The sequence below is a fragment of the Mannheimia sp. ZY171111 genome (assembly GCF_017750945.1).
GTDB lineage: Bacteria > Pseudomonadota > Gammaproteobacteria > Enterobacterales > Pasteurellaceae > Mannheimia > Mannheimia pernigra.
In genome coordinates, this window is record NZ_CP046532.1 from 2,167,051 (window position 1) to 2,189,160 (window position 22,110).

Consider the following 22,110-nt stretch of genomic DNA (forward strand, 5'->3'; position numbering starts at 1 on the left):
AATTTCTAAAACTGGAAATAATTATGTCTAGAACAATTATTCTTATCCCTGTTTCAACAGGTGTTGGTTTAACCAGTGTAAGCTTAGGCTTAGTTCATGCACTAGAACAAAAAGGTGCTAAAGTCGGATTTTTAAAACCTATTGCTCAACCTATTAGCGGTGAAGATACTTTAGACCGCTCCACAACCATTATTCGAGCAGATCAAACTACTGAAGTTGGTGAGCCATTTATGTTAAGTGAAGCAGAGTCATTAATTGGTCAAAACCAAACTGATGTATTATTAGAAAAAGTGGTAGAACGCCATCAAAAACTGTCTAAAAATAATGAAATTATCATTATTGAAGGTTTAATTCCAACTCGTAAAAATTCTTATGCAAATAGCATTAACTATGAGATAGCTCAATCTCTTGATGCTGAAATTATCTTAGTTGCAACACCTGCTTCAGATACCTCAAGCCAATTAAAAGAACGTATTGAAGCCGCCGCATCACTGTTTGGAGGTCGCCATAATCCGAATTTATTAGGTGTAATCATCAACAAATTCAATGCACCTGTTGATGATTCAGGCAGAACTCGTCCAGACTTAACTGAAATCTTTGATTCATTCCAACACTCTAATAACAGTGTCTCTGAAATAGAAAATCTTTTTGCGAAAAGTCCAATTAAGTTGTTAGGCTGTATTGCTTGGAAAGCAGAGCTCATTGCAACTCGATCCATTGATGTTGCTAAACATTTAGGTGCTGCTATTATTAATGAAGGGGAACTTAAAACTCGCCGTATTCGTGGTGTAACCTTTTGTGCTCGTAGTTTGCCACATATGGTGGATCATTTTAAAGCTGGTAGCTTATTAGTCACCTCTGCTGATCGTCCAGAAGTGTTAGTGGCTGCCTCATTAGCAGTGATGAACGGTGTGAAAATTGGTGCGATTTTATTAACTGGTGGTTATAAAATCGATAGCATTATTGGGAAATTATGCCAACAAGCCTTTGAAACCGGTGTGCCTGTATTCCGTATTGAAGGAAACACTTGGCAGACTGCATTAAGCTTACAAAGCTTTAGCCTAGAAGTGCCTGTAGATGATAAAGAGCGTATTGCTGCGATTAAAGAATATATGGCGAGTCAATTTAATGCTAATTTCATTGATGATATGTCTAAAGCAGGCACGCGTACTCGTCGTCTTTCTCCTGCTGCATTCCGTTATCAATTAACTGAATATGCTCGTCAAGCGAAAAAACGCATTGTTTTACCAGAAGGCGATGAACCTCGTACAGTAAAAGCCGCCGCATTATGTGCTGAACGTGGTATTGCAGAATGTGTACTATTAGCATCACCTACAGAAGTAGAGCGTGTAGCTGAAGCACAAGGTGTAACCTTAGGCAAAGGCATTACGATTGTTGAGCCTGCCTCTGTTCGTGAAAATTATGTTGCTCGATTAGTTGAATTGCGTAAAGCAAAAGGTATGACAGAAGTAGTTGCTCGTGAGCAATTATTAGATAACGTAGTATTAGGTACTATGATGCTTGAAGCAAATGAAGTGGATGGCTTAGTATCAGGGGCTGTACACACTACCGCTAATACTATTCGTCCGCCAATGCAAATTATTAAAACCGCACCAGGCAGTTCTATTGTTTCTTCAATCTTCTTTATGCTTTTACCTGATCAAGTATTAGTATATGGTGATTGTGCGGTAAACCCAGATCCAACCGCAGAGCAATTAGCAGAAATTGCGATTCAATCTGCTGAATCGGCGAAAGCATTTGGTATTGAACCTCGTGTTGCGATGATTTCTTACTCAACAGGTACATCAGGTTCTGGTGCAGATGTTGAGAAGGTGAAAGAAGCAACTCGTATTGCACAAGAAAAACGCCCAGACTTAATTATTGATGGTCCGTTACAATATGATGCTGCAATTATGGAAGATGTTGCTCGTTCTAAAGCACCAAACTCTCCAGTAGCGGGTAAAGCAACGGTATTTGTATTCCCAGACTTAAACACGGGCAATACCACATATAAAGCGGTACAACGTTCTGCAGATCTCGTCTCTATCGGTCCAATGTTACAAGGTATGCGTAAACCAGTAAATGACTTGTCTCGTGGGGCTTTAGTTGATGATATCGTCTATACTATTGCACTCACTGCTATTCAGGCGACTCAATAATTCGCTTTCAATCGATCAATAAATGCCCAGAGTTAAGGGCATTTTTTATTTTCACCTACCCGACTATTTAATTTAGTCATATAATCTCAGCTGGCTAAAATAGCATATTAAAAGGAGAATTTATGGAAAAAATTGAACGCCTATTTACGAATAATTATACTTGGGCAACTCAGATGAAAGATGAAAACTCTGATTACTTTAAAAAGTTAGCAGAGCATCAAAAGCCAACTTATCTATGGATTGGCTGTTCTGATAGCCGCGTACCCGCTGAAAAATTAACAGGATTAGAACCTGGTGAGTTATTTGTTCATCGAAATGTTGCCAATATGGTTATTCATACCGATTTTAACTGTTTATCTGTGGTGCAATATGCGGTAGATGTATTGGAAATTGAGCATATTATCATCTGCGGACACACAAACTGTGGGGGTATTAATGCCGCAATGATACAAAATGATCTTGGGTTAATTAATAACTGGTTATTACATCTGCGTGATATCTGGTTTAAACACAGCCATTTATTAGGTAACCTTCCCTATGAAGAAAGAGCAAATGTGCTAACTAGATTGAATGTGGCTGAACAAGTTTATAACTTAGGACAATCAGCGATTGTCAGATCCGCTTGGGAACGAGGTAAATCCCTCTCTCTGCACGGGTGGGTTTATGATGTCAAAGATGGCTTCTTACTCGATCAGGGGGTAATCGCAACAAGCCGAGAAAGCCTAGAAATTACTTACCGCAATGCAATTGCGAAAATTACTACAGATGCCAATGAAAAATTAACGTTAATTGATGAAGCCTAATGTTACAAGCGGTCATATTCTGTTATTTTTTTGCAAAATTTAAAATTATTAAAATGGCTATTTTTTACCCGAAAAACAATTTTAGCAATAAAAGTTTTAAATTTTGACAAAAGTATAAAATATAGAATATAAAATCAAAAACCCAAATTTAATTTAAATTATCTTTATAAAAATCTAAATTTTTTATATTTTTAGAAAATAAAACCATATTAGTTTAAGCTTGATTCAAAAAACACCACTAGACAGCCATAAAAAATTCCTGCACAATCCAACCAATTAAACAGCATTTTTTGGTTGGAGGATTTAATGAAAAAACTTTCTGGTGCAGAAATGGTTGTACAGTCCCTTAAAGATGAAGGCGTTGAATACGTTTTCGGTTATCCAGGTGGATCTGTATTAGATATTTATGATGCTATTCATACACTTGGCTTAAACCACGTTTTAGTTCGACACGAACAAGCCGCTGTGCATATGGCAGATGGCTATGCTCGTTCTACGGGTAAAGTTGGTTGTGTATTAGTGACTTCAGGACCTGGAGCAACAAATACCATTACTGGTATCTTAACAGCTTATACTGATTCTATCCCAATGGTGATTTTATCAGGGCAAGTTCCATCAAGTCTTATTGGCAGCGATGCTTTCCAAGAGAGTGATATGATAGGTATCTCTCGCCCTGTGGTAAAACACAGCTTCTTGGTAAAAAATACCGAAGATATTCCACACATCATCAAAAAAGCATTCTATATTGCTTCAAGTGGCCGCCCTGGCCCAGTGGTTATTGATATTCCAAAAGATATGGTCAATCCATTAAATAAATATCCGTATGAATATCCCAAAACCGTCGCAATGCGTTCATACAATCCAACAGTACAAGGTCATAAAGGGCAAATTAAAAAAGCATTAAAAGCCTTGTTAGTAGCCAAAAAGCCTATTCTCTATATCGGTGGTGGCGTGATTAATGCTGAGTGTTCTGCGGAATTAACTGAATTTGCTCAAAAATTAAATCTTCCTGTTACGACTTCATTGATGGGATTGGGGGCCTATCCTGCTTCTGATAAGCAATTTTTAGGAATGCTGGGTATGCACGGAACTTATGAAGCCAATAATGCTATGCACGAAAGTGATTTGATTTTAGGCATTGGTGTTCGTTTTGATGATCGTACAACAAATAATTTAGCCAAATACTGCCCGAATGCTAAAGTTATTCACGTTGATATTGATCCTGCTTCTATTTCTAAAACCGTCGCAGCTTATATTCCAATTGTAGGCAGTGCAAAAAATGTGATGGATGAGTTTTTATCGTTACTTGGCGATGAAAGCCTTACAAAAAGTCAGACAGATTTGACCGCTTGGTGGCAACAAATTGATGAGTGGAAAGCCCGTAATTGCTTAGCTTTTGAAGAAAGCTCAGAAGTGATCAAGCCACAACAAGTTATTAAGATGATCCACAAGCTCACTAATGGCGAGGCTTATGTTGCTTCAGACGTTGGACAACATCAAATGTTTGCGGCACTACATTATGGTTTTGACAAGCCACGCCGTTGGATCAACTCAGGCGGTGCTGGCACAATGGGCTTTGGATTACCCGCAGCAATGGGGGTGAAATTTGCTCACCCAGAAGCAACGGTTGTGTGTGTAACAGGTGATGGCAGTATTCAAATGAATATCCAAGAGCTTTCTACCGCAAAACAATATGATACGCCAGTTGTGATTATAAGCCTTAATAACCGTTTCTTAGGTATGGTGAAACAGTGGCAAGACATTATCTACTCTGGCCGCCATTCACAGGTGTATATGAATTCACTACCAAACTTCGCTAAATTAGCTGAAGCTTATGGCCATATTGGCATTCAAATTGATCACCCTTCCGAGCTTGAAGCAAAATTAACAGAAGCCTTTTCTATCAAAGATAAATTAGTTTTTGTCGATGTATTAATTGACGAAACGGAGCACGTTTACCCAATGCAAATTCGTGGCGGTGCAATGAATGAAATGATGTTAAGTAAAACGGAGAGAACAGATGCGTAGAACATTAGCAGTATTATTAGAGAATGAGTCAGGTGCTTTATCTCGTGTGGTTGCCCTTTTCTCACAACGTGGCTTTAACATTGAAAGTTTAACCGTTGCCCCCACTGATGACCCAAGCCTTTCAAGAATGACGATTGTTGCTCAAGGTGAAGAGCAAGTTTTAGAACAAATAGAAAAGCAATTACACAAATTAGTTGATGTGTTTAAAGTGAGTAACCTAAGTGCTTACGAACACGTTGAACGTGAGGTGCTGTTAGTAAAAGTGCGTGCAACAGGCTCATCTCGTGATGAATTAAAACGTATGGTAGATATTTACCGTGGGCAAATTGTGGATTTAACGCCGAAGCTCTACACCATTCAATTAGCTGGCTCAAGCGAGAAACTGAATGCCTTCATTGAAGCGGTGAAAGAAGAAACATCTATCGTTGAAATCGTCCGCTCAGGTGTAATTAGCCTCTCTCGTGGTGAGAAAAACGCCTTGTAAGCGGTTAAATTTCCGCTAAAAATTGCAAATCCGCCTCTTTTAAAAAAGGCGGATTTTTTTACCCATTATTTCATAAGACAAAGTTACAACGCGATTAGAGTGTCAAAATCAACACTTTGGAACGGCGTTGGTAGTTATAATTTTCTCGCTTATAACGTGGTAGATCTTGGGCGTCTGCCAATCTAAAGCCACGCTCTTGGAACCATTGCGTGGTTCGGGTGGTTAGCACAAAGAGTTTTTCCACGCCTAACTGCTCTGCTCGTTTGCAAATGTTTTCGAGCAAGACATCGCCTCTTGAGGAATCCCGATAATCAGGATGCACTGCCACACACGCCATTTCCGCCATTTTTTCTTCTGGATAGACATTTAATGCCGCACACGCAATCACCACGCCATCACGCTCAATAATCGTATAATTGGCAATTTCCATTTCTAATTGTTCACGAGAACGTTTAACTAGAATACCTTGTTGTTCAAGTGGGTGAATTAAATCAAGTAATCCTGGAATATCGCTTGAGTTAGCAATACGAATATTTTCTGAGTTTTCCATAGAGAACTGTGTACCAATACCATCACGAGAGAATAATTCTTGCAGGAGCGAACCATCTTCTTTGTAACTTAGCAAATGTGAACGTTTTATCCCTTCTCTACAGACACTAATCGCTGCCTGTAAAAAACGGGCTTTTGAAGTGTGGTACTGCCCTTGCTCAATTAAATTATTTAGCACTTTTTGAGCTTCTTGCGGAAAAATATCGGAAATCACATTACCAGCTTCATCTAAAATACCTTGCTCTTCACAAAACCCGATTAATTTATCTGCTCTTAGCTTAATCGCAACTTGAGTAGCAATATCTTCAAACGGTAAATTAAACATTTCCCCTGTTACGGAAGGGGCAATAGGCCCAAGTAATACTATTGAATTTTGTGAAAGTTGCTGCTTGATACTTTCTACATTAATGCGGCGAATTTTACCGCTTAAGGCATAATCCACGCCATCAACTACGCCTATTGGCTGGGCTAAAATCATATTACCACTCACTACATTAATCACATCTGAATGCGGTAAACGCAGTGAAAGGCGAGCAAACAAATCATAATGAACCTTCCCCACCGCTTGTTTCACATAATCTAGTGATTGTGGGTTTGTGATCCGAATATTGTTGTAATATTCAGGCTCAATACTATTTTGTTTTAAAAGCATATTAATTTGTGGTCTTGCACCAAATACAATCACTAACTTAATATTTAAACTATGTAATAGACTAATATCATTAATAATGTTGATAAAGTTTGGACTTTCTATCACATCGCCATCAAGCATAATAACAAAGGTTTTCCCTCTGTGCATATTCACATAGGGCGTAGATTGTCTAAACCATTGGGCTAAAGCTAATTCTGTGTTACGCATAATTCCCTCTTAATAATATCAATTATATTAGCTTTTTTAGAAAAATCCGCAACCATTAAATTGCATAATTAATCATATTTTCTGCATAAAACAAAAACCATTTGTTAATATCAGGGCTTTACTTACTTTAACTTGTTACTCTCAGGCTTAAGCAAATTAAGAAGAATATCAAACAAGCGGTTATTTTTTAAAATAATATTGCAAATTTATGATTGCATCAGCTGCTCAATATCAGCAATGTCTTTTGGACAGCCACTGGTTAGATTTTTATTACCATATTCGGTAATCAGCAAGTTATCCTCAATTCGGATACCAATGCCCTTATACTGTTCGGGGACATCTGCTTCTGTTGAAATATAAATGCCAGGCTCAACTGTAAGCACCATACCAATTTGCAATGGGCGATTACGCTCTGCACCATAATCTCCAACATCATGCACATCTAGCCCTAACCAATGACCTAAACCGTGCATATAAAATTGACGATACGCTTTTTGTTCAATCAGATCCGTCACATTGCCTTTTAGAATGCCTAAACGCACCAGACCTTCGGTTAGAATCTGTACCGCTTTGTCATTCGCTGCTTTAATAGAACTTTGTGGTACAAGTAGCTTTGTAGCCTCTTGTAACATCATCAAAGTTAATTCATATAGTTCTTTTTGTGGTTCAGAAAATTGACCACTTATCGGAAAGGTTCGAGTAATATCGCCTGCATAATAGGCAAATTCTGCACCTGCATCAATCAGCAATAAATCTCCATTTTTTAGTATGCCATCATTTTCATTATAATGCAGAATACAAGCATTTTCTCCGCTTGCAACAATGGGGTTATAAGCAGGAAATCTTGCCCCAAAGCGAGTAAATTCGTGCAACATCTCACCTTCAATTTCCAACTCATAACGATTAGGGCGAGTTTGCTTCATCGCTCGAATATGTGCCATTGAAGAAATATGACAAGCCTGTTGAATAAGTGCAATTTCAAATTCTGACTTAATTAATCGCATTTCAGATAATATTGGTTGCCAATCAATCAAAGTCGGTATTTTATGATTATTTGCTGCAATTTCATCTAATACATCATCTCCCCACTTCTGCAAGTCTCTTACGTAATAACAAGCGGTCAAATTGGCTAATTTTTTTGCAAGAACAGTTTTAATTTCTTCTATATCAAATGCTTCGTTAAACTGTAACGTTTTAGGGGCATCTTCAACACCTAATCGTTTTCCATTCCACGTTTCCATTAATGGATCTTTTTTACGAACAAAAATAATACTTTCTGTTTTATTTGTTTGTTTCACCAATAATATTGCTGATTGAGGTTCTGCAAATCCTGTTAAATACCAGAAATAACTATCAGGTCTGAATAAATAATCACAATCACTATTACGGCGTTTTTCTGATTCCGTAAAAATTAACAACGCTGAATTATCTTGCATTTGCTCTAAAATACGCTCACGACGAGCCGTAAATTCTTCTTGTGGCATTTTTGCCAAATAGGAGAGATCCATACATTATCCTGTTTATTTTCTTTTAGTATTTCATATTTTAACACAAGCGATGCGATATTTTTAATTGGCTTCAATCTTTACAAAGTTTATAATTGACACCACCACATCTTATAAAAATAAAATTTAGCTCACATACGAACAATAAAAATAAAATAAACCACAAATGACCTTAAACATCAAAACAAACAGAAAAATAAGCCAAAAACAAACCATCAAGATTACAAAGGAAAAATAATGAAACTTTCAGTAGAATTACAAAATCAAATTAACCAGTTAAACCAATTAAGAAAACAAGCATTAAAGCAAGAGCAAGAAGAGCAGAAATTATTTGAAAAGAATAAAATTAATGATTTGGTCGATTTCGGGAAGCAATTAAATGCTCAAAGAAAATTATTAGGGATTGAGCTTATTACACTTGAAATGCAAACAGGGGTTTCTAGCTCTACCCTTAAACGTTTATTTAAAGATCCAAGCCAAGTCAAATTTCAGACGGTTTACGTGGTAGCGGAAACATTAGGATTTAATTTATGTGCAATTAATACTCATAAATCAGAAGAATCGTGACGCTGTAGTGAAAGTAAAATCGGGCATTGCCCGATTTGATAGAAAAGTTTATAAATCCATTAATGAAAGTAATTCATTATCTTTACGATCAATATAATGATGAGATTGAATTCTACGGATAGTTCTTGATTTACCGCGAATTAACAAAGTTTCTGTGCTGGCAATATTGCTTCTACGTTTAATACCGTTGAGTAAATCGCCAGATGTGATTCCCGTTGCAACAAAAACGATATTATCATCACGCACCAACTCTTCTAATTTTAGTACCGTGTTAATTGGCACATTCATTTCTTTACAGCGAGAAATCTCTTTTTCAGTCGCTGTTAAATGCTCAGGACTATTCCCTTTTACTTGATTACGAGGAATCAGTTTTGCATTCATATCACCGCCTAATGCCCGAATGGCTGCACCTGCTACAACCCCTTCAGGTGCTCCACCGATACCGTAAAGCAAATCAAGTTCGTTATCGGGTAAACAACATTGCACGGCTGCTGCAACATCACCATCTGGAATTGCTATCACTCTAACCCCGAGCTTTTGTACGTCCGCAATAATCTGCTCGTGTCGAGGTTTAGCTAAAATAGCAATCGTTAATTGAGAAAGTAGTTTTCCTTTTTTAGAAGCAATTCGACGAAGGTTTTGTTCCAGTGGCAAATTTAAATCAATCATTCCTTTACATTCAGGACCAACGACTAATTTTTCCATATACATATCAGGGGCTTTTAAGAATGTTTCTTTCCCTCCTGCCGCAAGAACAGAAAGTGCATTCGCCTGCCCCATTGCAGTCATTCGTGTACCATCAATCGGATCAACTGCAATACTGATTTCATCATCTTCAAGACGAGATAAACCAATTTTTTCGCCAATATACAGCATTGGTGCTTCATCAATTTCTCCCTCACCAATCACGACTTCGCCTCGTATTGCCATTTGATTAAGCATAAAACGCATAGCTTTAACTGCCGCTTCATCTGCCGAATGTTTATTACCACGCCCAAGCCAAGAATATGCCGCAAGTGCAGCAGCTTCTGTTACACGAGAAAATTCAAAAGAAAGAGTTCGTTTCATTTTATTCCTTAGTTTCTTGAAAGAAAAACTTTAAAAGAAGAGAAGCTGTATTTTATCAGCAACTAAGAAGCGATGTTACTAAAAAATCATCATTTGAATAGAAATTCATAAATAGGCAAACTTTTTTATAAAAATAAGGTCAGATTTAGAGTATAATCTTCGCAATTTTAAATATTTTAGAGGGAATTTATTATGTCATTATCGGTTTTAGATCAATTAGAAGAGAAAATTAAACAAGCTGTTGAAACAATTCAATTACTTCAATTAGAAGTAGAAGAATTAAAAGGCAAAAATGATGCGGCTAAGCAAGAAAACGAAACATTACGTCACGAATACGAGCAATTAAAAGTTGAACAGCAAAACTTCCAAGAGCGTTTACGTTCACTTCTAGGTCAAATTGATAACGTTTAATTTTTAATCCGCGAACGGCTAAATTGTTAGCCGTTTTTTTATTGTTTTATATATTATGGCAAAGCTCTATTTTTACTACTCATCAATGAATGCAGGAAAATCAACCACGCTACTTCAATCTTCTTATAATTACCAAGAGCGCGGTATGAATACGTTAGTTTATACTGCTGCAATTGATGACCGTTTTGGTGTCGGAAAAGTCAGCTCACGCATCGGCATTTCACAAGAAGCCACATTATTTAATGTTGAAACGAATTTATTTACAGAAATTAAACAATCTTGTAGCAATCAAACGTTACACTGTATCTTAATTGATGAGGCACAATTTTTAACAAAGGCCCAAGTTTACCAATTAGGTGATGTGGTTGATAAATTAAACATTCCTGTACTCTGCTACGGGCTACGCACCGATTTCCAAGCTGAATTATTTGAAGGCAGTAAATACTTATTGGCGTGGGCAGATGAATTAGAAGAACTTAAAACCATCTGTGATTGTGGCAAAAAAGCCCATTTTGTTATTCGCTTAAATGAGAAAGGCGATGCAATTAAAGAAGGCGAGCAAATCCAAATTGGTGGTAATGATAAATATCTCTCGGTTTGTCGTTATCACTACAAGCAAAAATTGGGTAAATTATAGTAGATAAACAAGCGGTTAAAAATTTCTCTGAAAATTTGCAAATTGCAAAAAAATGTAGAAATTTAACCGCTTGTCATTATCGTTTATTGGGTAATTTTTCCCAAGTTACTTCATTTCTTAAATAAACAGGCTCTATTTCTAGGGCAGATTGTATATTTCCTTGCTGAATTTCAGTTTGTGCAAGAGATAACATATATTCGCTAGAAGGTAAGGTAATTTCACTGACTACAAGCGGTAGATTTTTCTCGGAAAATTGCGAATAAGCCGCCCAGCCTGTGCCTACGACAAGGGTATTTTCAGTTATTTGAAATTGTTGAATTGCCGCTTCTGGCGAGCAGACTTGTTCTGTGACGATTTCAGTCCACTTGTCGCCATTTCTTGAAAATTGAGCAAAATAAACTTCATTCATTCGAGCATCAATTAAGGCAATGACGTTTTCTGCCCCCAGTTTTTGGTAAGCTTCTTCTGCCATTGCTTTTAAATTGGAAATAGCAATGACCGGCAAGTTTGCCCCCATTGCCAAGCCTTGGGCAACACTTACGCCTACTCTTACCCCAGTAAAACTACCTGGACCACGCCCAAATACTAAATAATTCACGTCTTTAATTTGAATATTAGCTTGAGTGAGTAACTCATCCACCATGGGTAAAATACGTTGCGTGTGGGAGCGAGGGCTGATTTCATCAAGTGTGAACACTTTTTCATTATGAAGTAAGGCAACCGAACAGGCTTCTGTTGCAGTATCTAAAGCAAGAATTGTTGTCATAATCTCTCTAAAAATAAAAGGCATACGTTTAAACGTACGCCATTATATAAAAATTAGATGAAAATTGAAATTTTATGGGCGATTTTTACGGCGTTGTTCTACCGCTTCGGCTAAGGCAAATAGAGCTTTTTCGCTATCTTCCCAACCAATACAACCATCGGTAATGCTTTGCCCGTAAACTAACGCCTCTAAACCTTTTCCTTCAATTAAATCTTGACGACCTTCAACTAAATGGCTTTCAATCATCACCCCAGAAATAAATTCTGAACCGTCTGAAATTTGTTTACAGATATCTTCACATACGTCCATTTGGCGTTTAAATTGTTTTTGGCTATTAGCGTGACTAAAATCAACCATTACGTGTGGGCATCCTCCTGATTTTTCGATAGCAACACAAGCCTCTTGAATAGAGGTTGCATCGTAGTTAGTGCCCTTATCTCCGCCACGTAAAATAATATGGCAATCTGGGTTACCTGCGGTAGTTACAATAGCAGAATGCCCGAATTTATTAACAGATAAGAAATGGTGTGGTGATTTTGCTGAAGAAATGGCATCTAGTGCAATTTTTACGCTACCATTTGTGCCATTTTTAAAACCAACTGCACAAGATAAACCAGAAGCAAGTTCACGGTGAACTTGTGATTCTGTTGTTCTTGCTCCAATTGCTCCCCAACTCATAAAATCTGCCATATATTGTGGAGTGATCATATCTAAAAACTCGCCAGCAGCGGGGACGGTTAAATCATTAATATCAGATAAAACTTTACGAGCAATGCGTAACCCATCATTTAACGAATATGTTTCATTCAAATATGGGTCATTGATTAAGCCTTTCCAGCCTACCGTCGTACGCGGTTTTTCAAAATAGACACGCATTACTACTTCTAAATGTTGATTAATTTTAGGATTTGCACGTATCTCTTTAATTTTCTGTGCATATTCCAATGCAGCATTTGGATCGTGAATGGAGCAAGGTCCGATGACAACCAATAAGCGGTCATCTGCACCGTGTAAAATTTTATGGATTGCCTTGCGAGTTTGCTCAACGGTTGCTGCGGCTATATCACTGGCAGGATAACGCTCTAATAATGCAACTGGCGGTAATAATTCCTCAATATGGGTAATTCTCACATCGTCATTTTTGGTATCTGTATAAGCCATTTTTTTACTCTCTAATTTCTATATTTACAACAAAACCGCACTATCATAATAGTGCATTAGTATTTTTGCAAATGTATTTTTATATTTTTTTAAACGTATTACAAACTGACGGATTACCTGTTGTTAATCCTTTTTTAAACCAGGCTAGACGCTGGGCGGATGAACCGTGTGTAAAGCTATCAGGCACAACATAGCCTCTACTTTGCTGTTGTAATCTATCATCGCCTACTGCTTGTGCTGCATTAAAGGCATCTTCAATATCGCTTTGCTCTAGCCTGTTTTGCTGAGTCAGTTGATGACCCCAAACACCCGCAAAACAGTCTGCTTGTAATTCCACATTTACTGAAATTTGGTTAGCCGCCGCTTTAGATGTTGCTCTCATCTGTTCACGTTGTGTTTTACTTGTGATACCTAATAAATTCTGAACGTGGTGACCTACTTCGTGTGCAATCACATAAGAAAAAGCAAATTCGCCTGATGCTTTAAGTCTTTTACGCATATCATCATAAAATGATAAATCTATATAGACTTTTTGATCTACAGGGCAGTAAAAAGGCCCCATCGCAGATTGACCTGTACCGCAAGCAGTTTGAGTTGCCCCACGGTAAAGTACTAAAGTGGGCTCTTTGTAAGCCATACCATTTTGTTTGAAGTATTCACCCCAAATATCTTCTGTGCTGGCTAATACTTTAGAAGATAGCTCTTCTAAGTGTGCTTCTTCACTACTCTCCAACTTTGAAGTTTGTTGATAGCTCTCTTGCCCGCTCATTAATCCACTTAAATCCACGCCATAATAAGCCCCAACTAGTACAATAATAAAGGTAAGAATACCGCCTTTACCTCGCCCAACAGACATTCGCCCTGAGCCACTCGCTCGTCTGTCTTCCACATTTTTACTGCGTCTTAAATCACCTAATCGCATAATTTTCCCCAATTTCAACATAAAATTAGATTGATTTTAGCTCAACAGCACTTTTTATACTACGGTTTATTTTAGTGAAATAAAAAACAAGCGGTCAGATTTTGGTTAAAAGTTGCAAACTTTTGATGAAATCTAACCGCTTGTTATTGATTATCTTGCAAGCACTTCTCGTTTTCCGCCTTTGCCAGGTTCAGATACAATCCCTTGTGCTTCCATCTGATCTACAATTCTGGCTGCTCGGTTAAAACCAACTGCGAATCGGCGTTGAATATTGCTGATAGAGACAGAACCCGTTTCGATAATATATTCGACTACCTCATCAAATAGCGGATCTAAATCGCCCCCAGAATTATCATTTTTTGTATCGTTATCATCTGATTTTGATTCCACGATGCTATCTAAATAATTTGGCTTGCCTCTGGCACGCCAGTTATCTGCTATACGTTGTACTTCATCATCTTTCATAAACGCACCGTGTACTCGAATAATATCTGGGCTGCCTGCACCAGAGTACAGCATATCGCCTCGTCCTAATAATGCTTCAGCCCCGCCAGAATCTAAAATCGTTCTCGAGTCTATTTGGCTAGCGACGGTAAAGGCGATACGGCTTGGAATATTTGCTTTGATTACGCCTGTAATCACATCAGTTGAAGGACGCTGTGTTGCAAGAATTAAATGAAGGCCCACTGCTCTTGCTTTTTGTGCAATACGCATAATGTACTCTTCTACTTCCTTACCAGCAGACATCATTAAATCGGCGAACTCATCAACAATTAAGACAATATAGCTCAATTTTTGTAATGATGGAGGCAAACTATCCATTGAATCACCAGGTCGCCACGTTGGATCGGGAATTGGCAAGTTCATTGTTGCTGCTTGATCTATTTTAGCATTGTAACCTTCTATATTACGCACCTGCAAATGGCTAACTAAAATATAACGGCGTTCCATTTCCTCAACTGCCCAACGTAACGCATTTGCTGCCTTTTTCATATCGGTTACCACTGGCGTTAATAAGTGAGGAATATCATTGTAAATTGAAAGTTCCACCACTTTAGGATCAATCATAATAAAGCGAACTTGTTCTGGAGAAAGTTTAAACAAGAGGCTTAAAATCATCGTATTTACCCCCACCGATTTTCCACCACCTGTTTGCCCTGCAACTAATAAATGTGGCATTTTCGCCATATCTACCACGACAGGGTTACCGCTAATATCTTTACCGAGTGCCATTGGTAGGGTTGCGGTAGTATGACGGAATTCATCGCTATCTAACACATCACGCAACCAAACCGTTTCACGGTATTTGTTTGGCGTTTCAATGCCCATATAAGGTTTATTCGGAATAACTTCTGTGATACGAATTGCTTTAAACATTAAAGCACGAGCAATATCACTAGCTAAATTTGTGATCTTGGCAGCTTTAACGCCTGCTGCAGGTTGAATTTCATAGCGAGTCACTACTGGCCCAACCAATACATCTTCTACGGTTGCTTTTACACCAAAATTGGCTAATTCCGATTCTAAACGCACGGAAATATCACGAATTTCTTGCTCGGTAATTTGTTGTGTTTGAATCGGTGCTTTATCTAGCAAATCTAATGTAGGTAATGGTGTTGTTGGTTTTTCTATGTTTACTTTTCGTTGTAACAGTGGGTGAATTAAGGTTTCGCCATAGCCTTTGGGATAATTCGTCTGCTCGGCAACCTCTTTCATCATTTTAGGTGGCGTAACCATAAATGCAGGCGTCATTTCATGGGTATCATTAATGTCATCTTCAACGGCATACTCTTCCTCAAGACTATTTTCAGCATAAATTTGAGCACGCGTAGTTTCATTTGACGCTTTATTTATAAGCGTTATCGTTGGCTCTATTTCATTTTCAACTATTTTATTTAAACGAACCGTTGGCATTTCAACGTCGTCCATCTGAATACGTTGGGTGCGATAATCCATCGCTTCAGCCTGTTCTTCAACAATTTCATTTGTGGTTTCAAACTGAGCGTTGATATTAATTGTTGGTAGCTCTAAATCTCGCTCAATATTATACATTTCACTATCATTAGGTGTTTCCGCCATAGTTTGTCTTAAACCACTAATATTTGGCCGAGTGAAAGCAGAAATATCCGTAAATTGTGGCTGTTTTTCTTCCTCAATTTCAGCCGTGGCTTGCTCTTTATCTGCTACAAGCGGTTGATTTTGCTCTGCGTTTTGCAAATTATGCGTTATTTCATCAAAGTGTTGCTCTTCTTTCTTTGCCATTACCCAATCATAGAATTGCGATAAGATAGGTAATAGCGATTGAACTGAACAGAAATATAAACCTATGACGGTACAAATCATCGCAATCAGCAATGAGGCAAATTGTCCTAAGGTTTCAGAAAGTAGAGAATGCCAAATACCACCAACAAATCCACCAGAAAGATAATAAGTACTATTTGAGAAAAGCACACTAAATAATGCTGAAAGCCCTACTAATAGTAAGAGAAAACTTACTAATCGTAAGAAAACGATTTTCCATTTCATTTCCCCACTTAAGCCCATACCTAAAATATAAATTGATGAAATAATTAATGCAAAAGGTATTAATACCGTTACCTTGCCAAACATAGCATAAAGCATATCAATGCTCCAGGCACCGAAACTACCTGCTTTATTTAAAGTAGTCGGAGTAAAGGTACTTGCTGTAGACCAAGCATTATCCAATGGGCTATAACTTACCCATGCAATAAGTAAATAAATACCAAGTACGCAAGCTAATAAAAGCACTAATTTCATCAGTATAGCTTTACCTTTTAAGTGTGGTTTGAGTTGCTCAATCACTCAATTCTCCTTACTTTAACAACAAATAGTTGGTTTGTTTCACTTCTTCCATTACCACATAGGTTCTGGTGTCGTTTACACCTGGCAAGCGTAATAAAGTTGTACCGAGTAATTTGCGGTAGGCGGCCATATCAGCCACACGGGTTTTTAATAAATAATCGAAATCGCCCGAAACTAAATGGCATTCTTGAATTTCATCTAGTTGCTGAATCGCTTTATTAAATTCCTCAAATACATCTGGCTTACCACGCACAAGCGTGATCTCTACGATAACCAATAAAGGGGCATCTAATAACTCTGGGTTCAATAAGGCTTTGTAACCTGTAATCACATTGTTTTTTTCAAGGCGTTTTACTCGCTCTAAACAAGGCGTAGGCGAAAGCCCTACACGTTTAGATAACTCAATGTTTGATATTTTTCCGTTACGCTGTAATTCGTTTAATATTCTTAAATCAATAGCATCTAGTGCTTTAGGTAGTTTTTTATGTTCCATATTTACTCCTTTTTAGGCAATTATACTTTGCCAAATACAAATAGTCCTAATAATTTTGCGATAAAACGGATAATAGTTGCTCGCCAAACGGCGTTCGCCAACCCACTAACAGCTCTGGCATTTTGTTTTGTGGCTTTCCATCAATAAACCATTTGAAGAGTTGGTTTAATTGACGTTTACTCGCAATCAACTCTGGGGCAAGATCAAGCGGTCGAATTTCGGCTAATTTTTGCAACATTGCCTGCATATTATATTTGTAGCCTTTTTCGTCCACTAAACGTTTGATCGGTTGAGGATAATCATCAGGTTTAACCGCCTTACCCTGTTCGACTAACCATAGAATTTTTTTACCGTGAATTCTAACCTCATTTGGGTGCATAAATTCTAATAATTGGGACGTATGTTTTGGTTGTATCTTCGCAATTTGAAATAGATTTACTTCCTTAACCACAAAATTTAATGCAAGGTTGCGTTTTTGAGCTTCCTCAATTCGCCATTTTGCTAAAATCTGCAAAATCGCTAATTCTTGCTGATTTAATCGCCACGCATTAGCAATATTTTTATACGCTTTCGTTTTATCTTCAAATCGCGTAATTTTAGCTGAGATTGCACTACATTCCTCTACTACCGCGTTTAACCAATTACCTTTGGCTAAAGTGTCAGTCAGCCTTTGATAAATCGGTAATAAGTACCACACATCTGCTGCGGCATATTGCAATTGCTCATCAGTTAAAGGGCGGGCAAGCCAATCTGTGCGAGAAGCTGCTTTATCCAGTTCAATATTTAAATAATGAGAAACCAATTTTGCAAAACCGATTGATATTCCAACCCCCGCAAAACCAGCCATAATTTGTGTATCCAGTATGGGCTCAGGGAGTTGTTTGAATTGATGATTAAAAACCTCTAAGTCTTCACTACAGGCGTGCAGCACTTTTACTGTATTTTTATCTGCCAATAAGGATACAAAGGGTGAAAAATCAGAAATCGTAGTTGGATCAATTAGGCTAAGGTGTTTGCCATCATATAACTGAATTAAACCTAATATGGGGTAATAGGTGCGAGTGCGGATAAATTCTGTGTCAAGTGCTACGGCATCTGCTTTTTTAGCCTCTTCGCAGACTTTCGTTAGTTGTTCGTTTGTTTCAACCCAGTTATAGCGAATTAAAGATTTCATATTCGTTTTCCGTCATTTTTAAGAATAAAATAATTATGTGATCTGCTTCTCATTATAAACAAAAAAAGATTGTTATTTTTTTCAGATCAAAAAATAATTGCCAGCATCAAAATGAAAAGGGATTTTTTAGATGTTTTCGGATAACAAAGCGCTGCATTTAGGTAAGATTTATCGCCTTATTGAGCAATTTGAATTAATTTCAAGGACAGATCTGGCGAAGCTCTCTGGCTTAGCTCCAGCCTCTGTGACTAACCTTACTAAGATCTTAATAGACAACCATTTTATTTTAGAAAGAATAGTGCAAAACACGCCATCTCGAGGTCGCCCTTCTGTTGGCTTAGCCGTTTCCAATTTCTTCTGGCAATTATTCTGTATAACCGTTTCACCACATCAGGTAGAAATTTCGCTCTGTCAATTAAACGGCAAGCAGATTCATCATCAAGATTATACAATCTCGCCGCAAAATTATGCTCAATTAGACGATAACATTTTGAAATTTATTGAAAACTTCCAACAAATTCATACCATAAAAAAAGAGCGACTACTTGCAGTTTCTGTCAGTGTGGTTGGTAAAATTAATACAGAAAAAGAGAGTATTACGCACTTAGGCAATATGGAGATTCACTCCAACATTACATCCACTATCTCTCCATTATTTAATTGCCCAATTTTATTAATGGAGCATTTTCAGCTATGGCTATTAGCAGAATCTACCGTAGGTTCTTTAATCAGCCAGAACAATGTTATTTTTCTTGAATTAAATGATACGCTGAATGTGAACGTGCTACTAGGCGGCAAGTTGCTTTATAAACAATCGAAGATGAATATTGATAATATTGCTATGCCCAAATTCAGCCCATTAAGTGACGACATTTTCCCCGAGTTAGCAGACATTGATCGTTATAAGCTGATTAATCAAGTTACTTTCCCTGCTATTGTGAAATTAATCGATAAATATTTACCCAATAATTTCGCAAAACCAGAGCAAAAAATCCGTTTACTTTGTCAAAAAATAGTACAAAATCAACCGCTTGCACTTAAAATCCTGGCACATATTACTGATAATTTAGCCTATGCGTTAATGAATTTAGTCAATATTTTCTCTAGTGAGAAAATTATGTTTAACTCACCACTACTCCAGATAAAAGATCCATTATTTAACCAACTTTCGGCAAAACTACATAAAAATTTACTAAAGCACGATTTAAACATCGATTTAGTTACTAGCCAATATGAATGGAATAGCCCACTAATTGCTTGTTCGGCAATAAAACAGGGAATTTATAACGGAAATTTGATCAAAGACAGTATAAATTAATTATTTCTTAGTTAAACTACAAGGTATAAACTTTTATTAAAGGAATTTGTAATGCCCTCATTATTTATTACTGGAACAGATACTAGTGTAGGGAAAACTGTGGTCACTCGTGCAATTATACAGACATTAGCAGGACACAATTTTCCCGTTGTTGGCTATAAGCCTATTGCCTGTGGTGGCGATGATTCATTACCCACCGAACCCACTCAATATGATTATGCAACGGAAGATAACCCTGATGTTTTAACTATCTTAGATAGCTGTCCTAATAAAGTAAATTATCGCGATATTAATAGTTATACTTTTATCCACTCTAGCACTCCCGTCTTTGCTGCGTTGGATGCGGTGCATCATATTCAATTAGAAAAATTGAATAGCGATTTAGCTCGCTTGGAAGAAAAATTCCCTAATGTGGTCGTTGAAGGCACTTATGGCTGGCTGACTCCGATTAATAAAAATTACTGCTTTGCGGATTGGGTCGAACAAAATAATATGCCCGTATTGTTAGTTGTTGGCATTAAAGAGGGTTGCGTAAATCACGCACTACTGACTGCCAATCAAATTTTGCAACGTGGTGTTAAATTAGTAGGCTGGATAGCAAATCGGGTCAATCCAGGGCTTCGCCACTACCACGAATTAATTGAGTTATTAACGCAAAAAATTGATGCTCCTCTGCTTGGGCAAATTCCCTATATGGGACATCCTGAGCGTAAAGATTTATCCCCTTTTATTCAAAACCCAACGCCATTATTTGAATATTTCAAGCAAAGCTAAAAGTCAAAACAAGCGGTCAAAAAATACCAAAATTTTGCAAATTATACATAGCAATAGAAATATAATGCCACCTTTGCTGGTATAGTATTTAAAAATAGAAACCCCATTTAAAAAGACACTTAAGCATATTTTTAAATGGGGTTTCACCTTTTCCATAAGACACATTTTTATGTTTTTCTTGGCGTCGGTAACTGCCCTTTCCTTTACGATTTCGCTCAATTTTATGACTAAAAAGCGGATCAGTTACCAATGCTTTCACCGCACTCTCTTTAATTTTTCCTCGTTGATGAGCGTAATGCTCGTTTTGTTTTTTCATTCGCTTTCCTCTTATTAAAAACAAGAGGCATTCTGTCAAAATCTGGCTCTGTTGTATATAAGAAAATGAAAAAATTGAGTATAATTGCAAACATTTCAATAATATAAAAGAATAGGAAGTTGAGCATTTCCAAGTACAAAAGCAAATGCAACAAGGCTCCCATTTCATAAGGTAATAAGAAATATGTTTCAAATGTTGCAAGAATGGTATCAAAGAAGATTTTCCGATCCACAAATAGTTGTTCTACTGAGCATTTTGTTAATTGGCTTCGGCATTATTTATTTTTTCAGTGATTTATTGATGCCCCTGCTGGTTGCCCTTGTATTTGCCTATTTGTTGGAATGGCCTACACGCTTTTTATCCGTTAAATTAAGTTTACCCAGAACACTTAGCGTTATTTTAATTCTAGGGAGTTTTATCGCCTCATTATCGTTTTTAGGCGTAGTTTTACTCCCTACACTTTGGAATCAAGCGGTAACCTTTATACAAGATTTACCCTCAATGTTTAACTTGCTGAATGCTTGGTGGCAAGGCCTGCCAGAACATTATCCAGATTTAATTGATTATGCCACTATTGATTCAATTATGAATACCGCCAAGAGCAATATTTTGAGTATGGGAGAATCGCTTTTAACCCTTTCTATCAATTCAATTATCAGCTTGGTTGGATTAGGTATTTATACTTTTTTAGTCCCCTTAATGGTGTTTTTTTTATTGAAAGACAAGCTAGTCTTAATGCGTTCATTTAGCAAAATGCTACCACAAAACCGCCGCTTAGCGACACACGTTTGGTTTGAAATGCAACAACAAATTGCTAACTATATTCGGGGTAAATTTTTGGAAATTATTATTGTGGGCGTTGTAACCTACATCATTTTCCTCTTTTTTAATTTACGTTATCCTCTGCTTCTTTCCGTTGCAGTGGGAATCTCAGTATTAATTCCATACATTGGTGCTGTGTTGGTCAGTATTCCTGTGATGCTCATCGCCTTATTCCAATTTGGCTTCTCCTCCGATTTTTATTATTTAATGCTTGCTTTTGTTATTAGCCAATTGTTGGACGGAAACTTACTTGTGCCCTATTTATTTTCTGAAGCCGTTAATCTCCATCCGCTGATAATCATCATCTCAGTGCTGATTTTTGGCGGTCTATGGGGATTTTGGGGCGTATTCTTTGCTATTCCTCTAGCAACGCTGGTTAAAGCAGTTGTTCAAGCAATACCGCCTAGCCATTCGGAAGCGATTATTTTAAATAAATAATACTCAAATGAAAAAGGACTAAGCCTGTGCAAT

20 protein-coding genes are annotated in these 22,110 nt (G+C 37.4%); 10 read left to right on the forward strand and 10 right to left on the reverse strand.

Features of this window, described 5'->3' with window-relative positions; all coding sequences use genetic code 11:
• Positions 1-23 precede the first annotated feature (23 nt).
• The 4 genes from pta (at position 24) to ilvN (ending at position 5,474) form a co-directional block, all read left to right on the forward strand.
• The gene (pta, locus tag GM698_RS10410; RefSeq protein WP_209289418.1) at positions 24-2,159 is read left to right on the forward strand and encodes a phosphate acetyltransferase; all 2,136 of its coding nucleotides are present in this window, start codon (positions 24-26) and stop codon (positions 2,157-2,159) included.
• 122 nt (positions 2,160-2,281) lie between these two features.
• The gene (gene can / locus GM698_RS10415; RefSeq protein WP_176812562.1) at positions 2,282-2,962 is read left to right on the forward strand and encodes a carbonate dehydratase; all 681 of its coding nucleotides are present in this window, start codon (positions 2,282-2,284) and stop codon (positions 2,960-2,962) included.
• A gap of 306 nt (positions 2,963-3,268) precedes the next feature.
• Positions 3,269-4,990, forward strand: a complete 1,722-nt coding sequence (locus tag GM698_RS10420) for an acetolactate synthase 3 large subunit (protein WP_209289419.1) — start codon at positions 3,269-3,271, stop codon at positions 4,988-4,990.
• On the forward strand, positions 4,983-5,474 hold the full coding sequence (gene ilvN / locus GM698_RS10425; RefSeq protein ID WP_159630205.1) for an acetolactate synthase small subunit: 492 nt from the start codon (positions 4,983-4,985) through the stop codon (positions 5,472-5,474). The genes GM698_RS10420 and ilvN overlap by 8 nt, the downstream gene beginning before the upstream one ends.
• 94 nt (positions 5,475-5,568) lie before the next feature.
• Here ilvN and argA read toward each other — a convergent pair whose 3' ends face one another.
• Both argA and pepP read right to left on the reverse strand, forming a co-directional pair.
• Entirely contained in the window at positions 5,569-6,882 is a 1,314-nt protein-coding gene (argA, locus tag GM698_RS10430) for an amino-acid N-acetyltransferase (RefSeq protein ID WP_176812560.1), read from the reverse strand.
• A gap of 206 nt (positions 6,883-7,088) precedes the next feature.
• Positions 7,089-8,390, reverse strand: a complete 1,302-nt coding sequence (gene pepP / locus GM698_RS10435; protein ID WP_209289420.1) for a Xaa-Pro aminopeptidase — start codon at positions 8,388-8,390, stop codon at positions 7,089-7,091.
• Between the two features lie 234 nt (positions 8,391-8,624).
• On the opposite strand from pepP, the gene GM698_RS10440 reads away from it, so the two are divergent.
• Entirely contained in the window at positions 8,625-8,954 is a 330-nt protein-coding gene (locus GM698_RS10440; protein ID WP_176812558.1) for a transcriptional regulator, read from the forward strand.
• A gap of 48 nt (positions 8,955-9,002) precedes the next feature.
• Here the strand turns inward: GM698_RS10440 and glpX are convergent, their stop codons facing one another.
• Entirely contained in the window at positions 9,003-10,022 is a 1,020-nt protein-coding gene (gene glpX, locus GM698_RS10445; RefSeq protein ID WP_159630213.1) for a class II fructose-bisphosphatase, read from the reverse strand.
• Positions 10,023-10,214: 192 nt separating this feature from the next.
• Here glpX and zapB point away from each other — a divergent pair, with 192 nt between their 5' ends.
• Together zapB and GM698_RS10455 are read left to right on the forward strand one after the other, a co-directional pair.
• The gene (gene zapB, locus GM698_RS10450) at positions 10,215-10,433 is read left to right on the forward strand and encodes a cell division protein ZapB (RefSeq protein WP_176808426.1); all 219 of its coding nucleotides are present in this window, start codon (positions 10,215-10,217) and stop codon (positions 10,431-10,433) included.
• A gap of 55 nt (positions 10,434-10,488) precedes the next feature.
• Positions 10,489-11,070, forward strand: a complete 582-nt coding sequence (locus tag GM698_RS10455) for a thymidine kinase (protein WP_176808425.1) — start codon at positions 10,489-10,491, stop codon at positions 11,068-11,070.
• A gap of 76 nt (positions 11,071-11,146) precedes the next feature.
• Here GM698_RS10455 and tsaB read toward each other — a convergent pair whose 3' ends face one another.
• The 6 genes from tsaB to rnd form a co-directional block, all read right to left on the reverse strand.
• Positions 11,147-11,839: a tRNA (adenosine(37)-N6)-threonylcarbamoyltransferase complex dimerization subunit type 1 TsaB gene (tsaB, locus tag GM698_RS10460; RefSeq protein WP_209289812.1), complete on the reverse strand. Its 693-nt coding sequence runs from the start codon at positions 11,837-11,839 to the stop codon at positions 11,147-11,149.
• Positions 11,840-11,908: 69 nt separating this feature from the next.
• Positions 11,909-12,997 (reverse strand): 3-deoxy-7-phosphoheptulonate synthase AroG, encoded by a 1,089-nt coding sequence (aroG, locus tag GM698_RS10465; RefSeq protein WP_209289421.1) that lies wholly within the window; start codon positions 12,995-12,997, stop codon positions 11,909-11,911.
• 79 nt (positions 12,998-13,076) lie between these two features.
• Positions 13,077-13,919: a neutral zinc metallopeptidase gene (locus GM698_RS10470; protein WP_176808423.1), complete on the reverse strand. Its 843-nt coding sequence runs from the start codon at positions 13,917-13,919 to the stop codon at positions 13,077-13,079.
• A 150-nt stretch (positions 13,920-14,069) separates the two neighbouring features.
• Positions 14,070-16,742, reverse strand: a complete 2,673-nt coding sequence (locus GM698_RS10475; protein ID WP_209289422.1) for a DNA translocase FtsK 4TM domain-containing protein — start codon at positions 16,740-16,742, stop codon at positions 14,070-14,072.
• Between the two features lie 10 nt (positions 16,743-16,752).
• Entirely contained in the window at positions 16,753-17,235 is a 483-nt protein-coding gene (gene lrp / locus GM698_RS10480; protein ID WP_176808421.1) for a leucine-responsive transcriptional regulator Lrp, read from the reverse strand.
• Between the two features lie 46 nt (positions 17,236-17,281).
• Positions 17,282-18,409: a ribonuclease D gene (gene rnd / locus GM698_RS10485; protein WP_209289423.1), complete on the reverse strand. Its 1,128-nt coding sequence runs from the start codon at positions 18,407-18,409 to the stop codon at positions 17,282-17,284.
• Positions 18,410-18,539: 130 nt separating this feature from the next.
• Here rnd and GM698_RS10490 point away from each other — a divergent pair, with 130 nt between their 5' ends.
• Both GM698_RS10490 and bioD read left to right on the forward strand, forming a co-directional pair.
• Positions 18,540-19,727, forward strand: a complete 1,188-nt coding sequence (locus GM698_RS10490) for an ROK family protein (RefSeq protein ID WP_176809965.1) — start codon at positions 18,540-18,542, stop codon at positions 19,725-19,727.
• 51 nt (positions 19,728-19,778) lie between these two features.
• Positions 19,779-20,501, forward strand: coding sequence for a dethiobiotin synthase (gene bioD, locus GM698_RS10495; protein WP_209289424.1), 723 nt, complete (start codon positions 19,779-19,781; stop codon positions 20,499-20,501).
• Positions 20,502-20,589: 88 nt separating this feature from the next.
• Here bioD and GM698_RS10500 read toward each other — a convergent pair whose 3' ends face one another.
• The gene (locus GM698_RS10500; protein ID WP_209289425.1) at positions 20,590-20,817 is read right to left on the reverse strand and encodes an alternative ribosome-rescue factor A; all 228 of its coding nucleotides are present in this window, start codon (positions 20,815-20,817) and stop codon (positions 20,590-20,592) included.
• A 183-nt stretch (positions 20,818-21,000) separates the two neighbouring features.
• Here GM698_RS10500 and GM698_RS10505 point away from each other — a divergent pair, with 183 nt between their 5' ends.
• Positions 21,001-22,077: an AI-2E family transporter gene (locus tag GM698_RS10505; RefSeq protein ID WP_176808416.1), complete on the forward strand. Its 1,077-nt coding sequence runs from the start codon at positions 21,001-21,003 to the stop codon at positions 22,075-22,077.
• Positions 22,078-22,110: the final 33 nt, after the last annotated feature.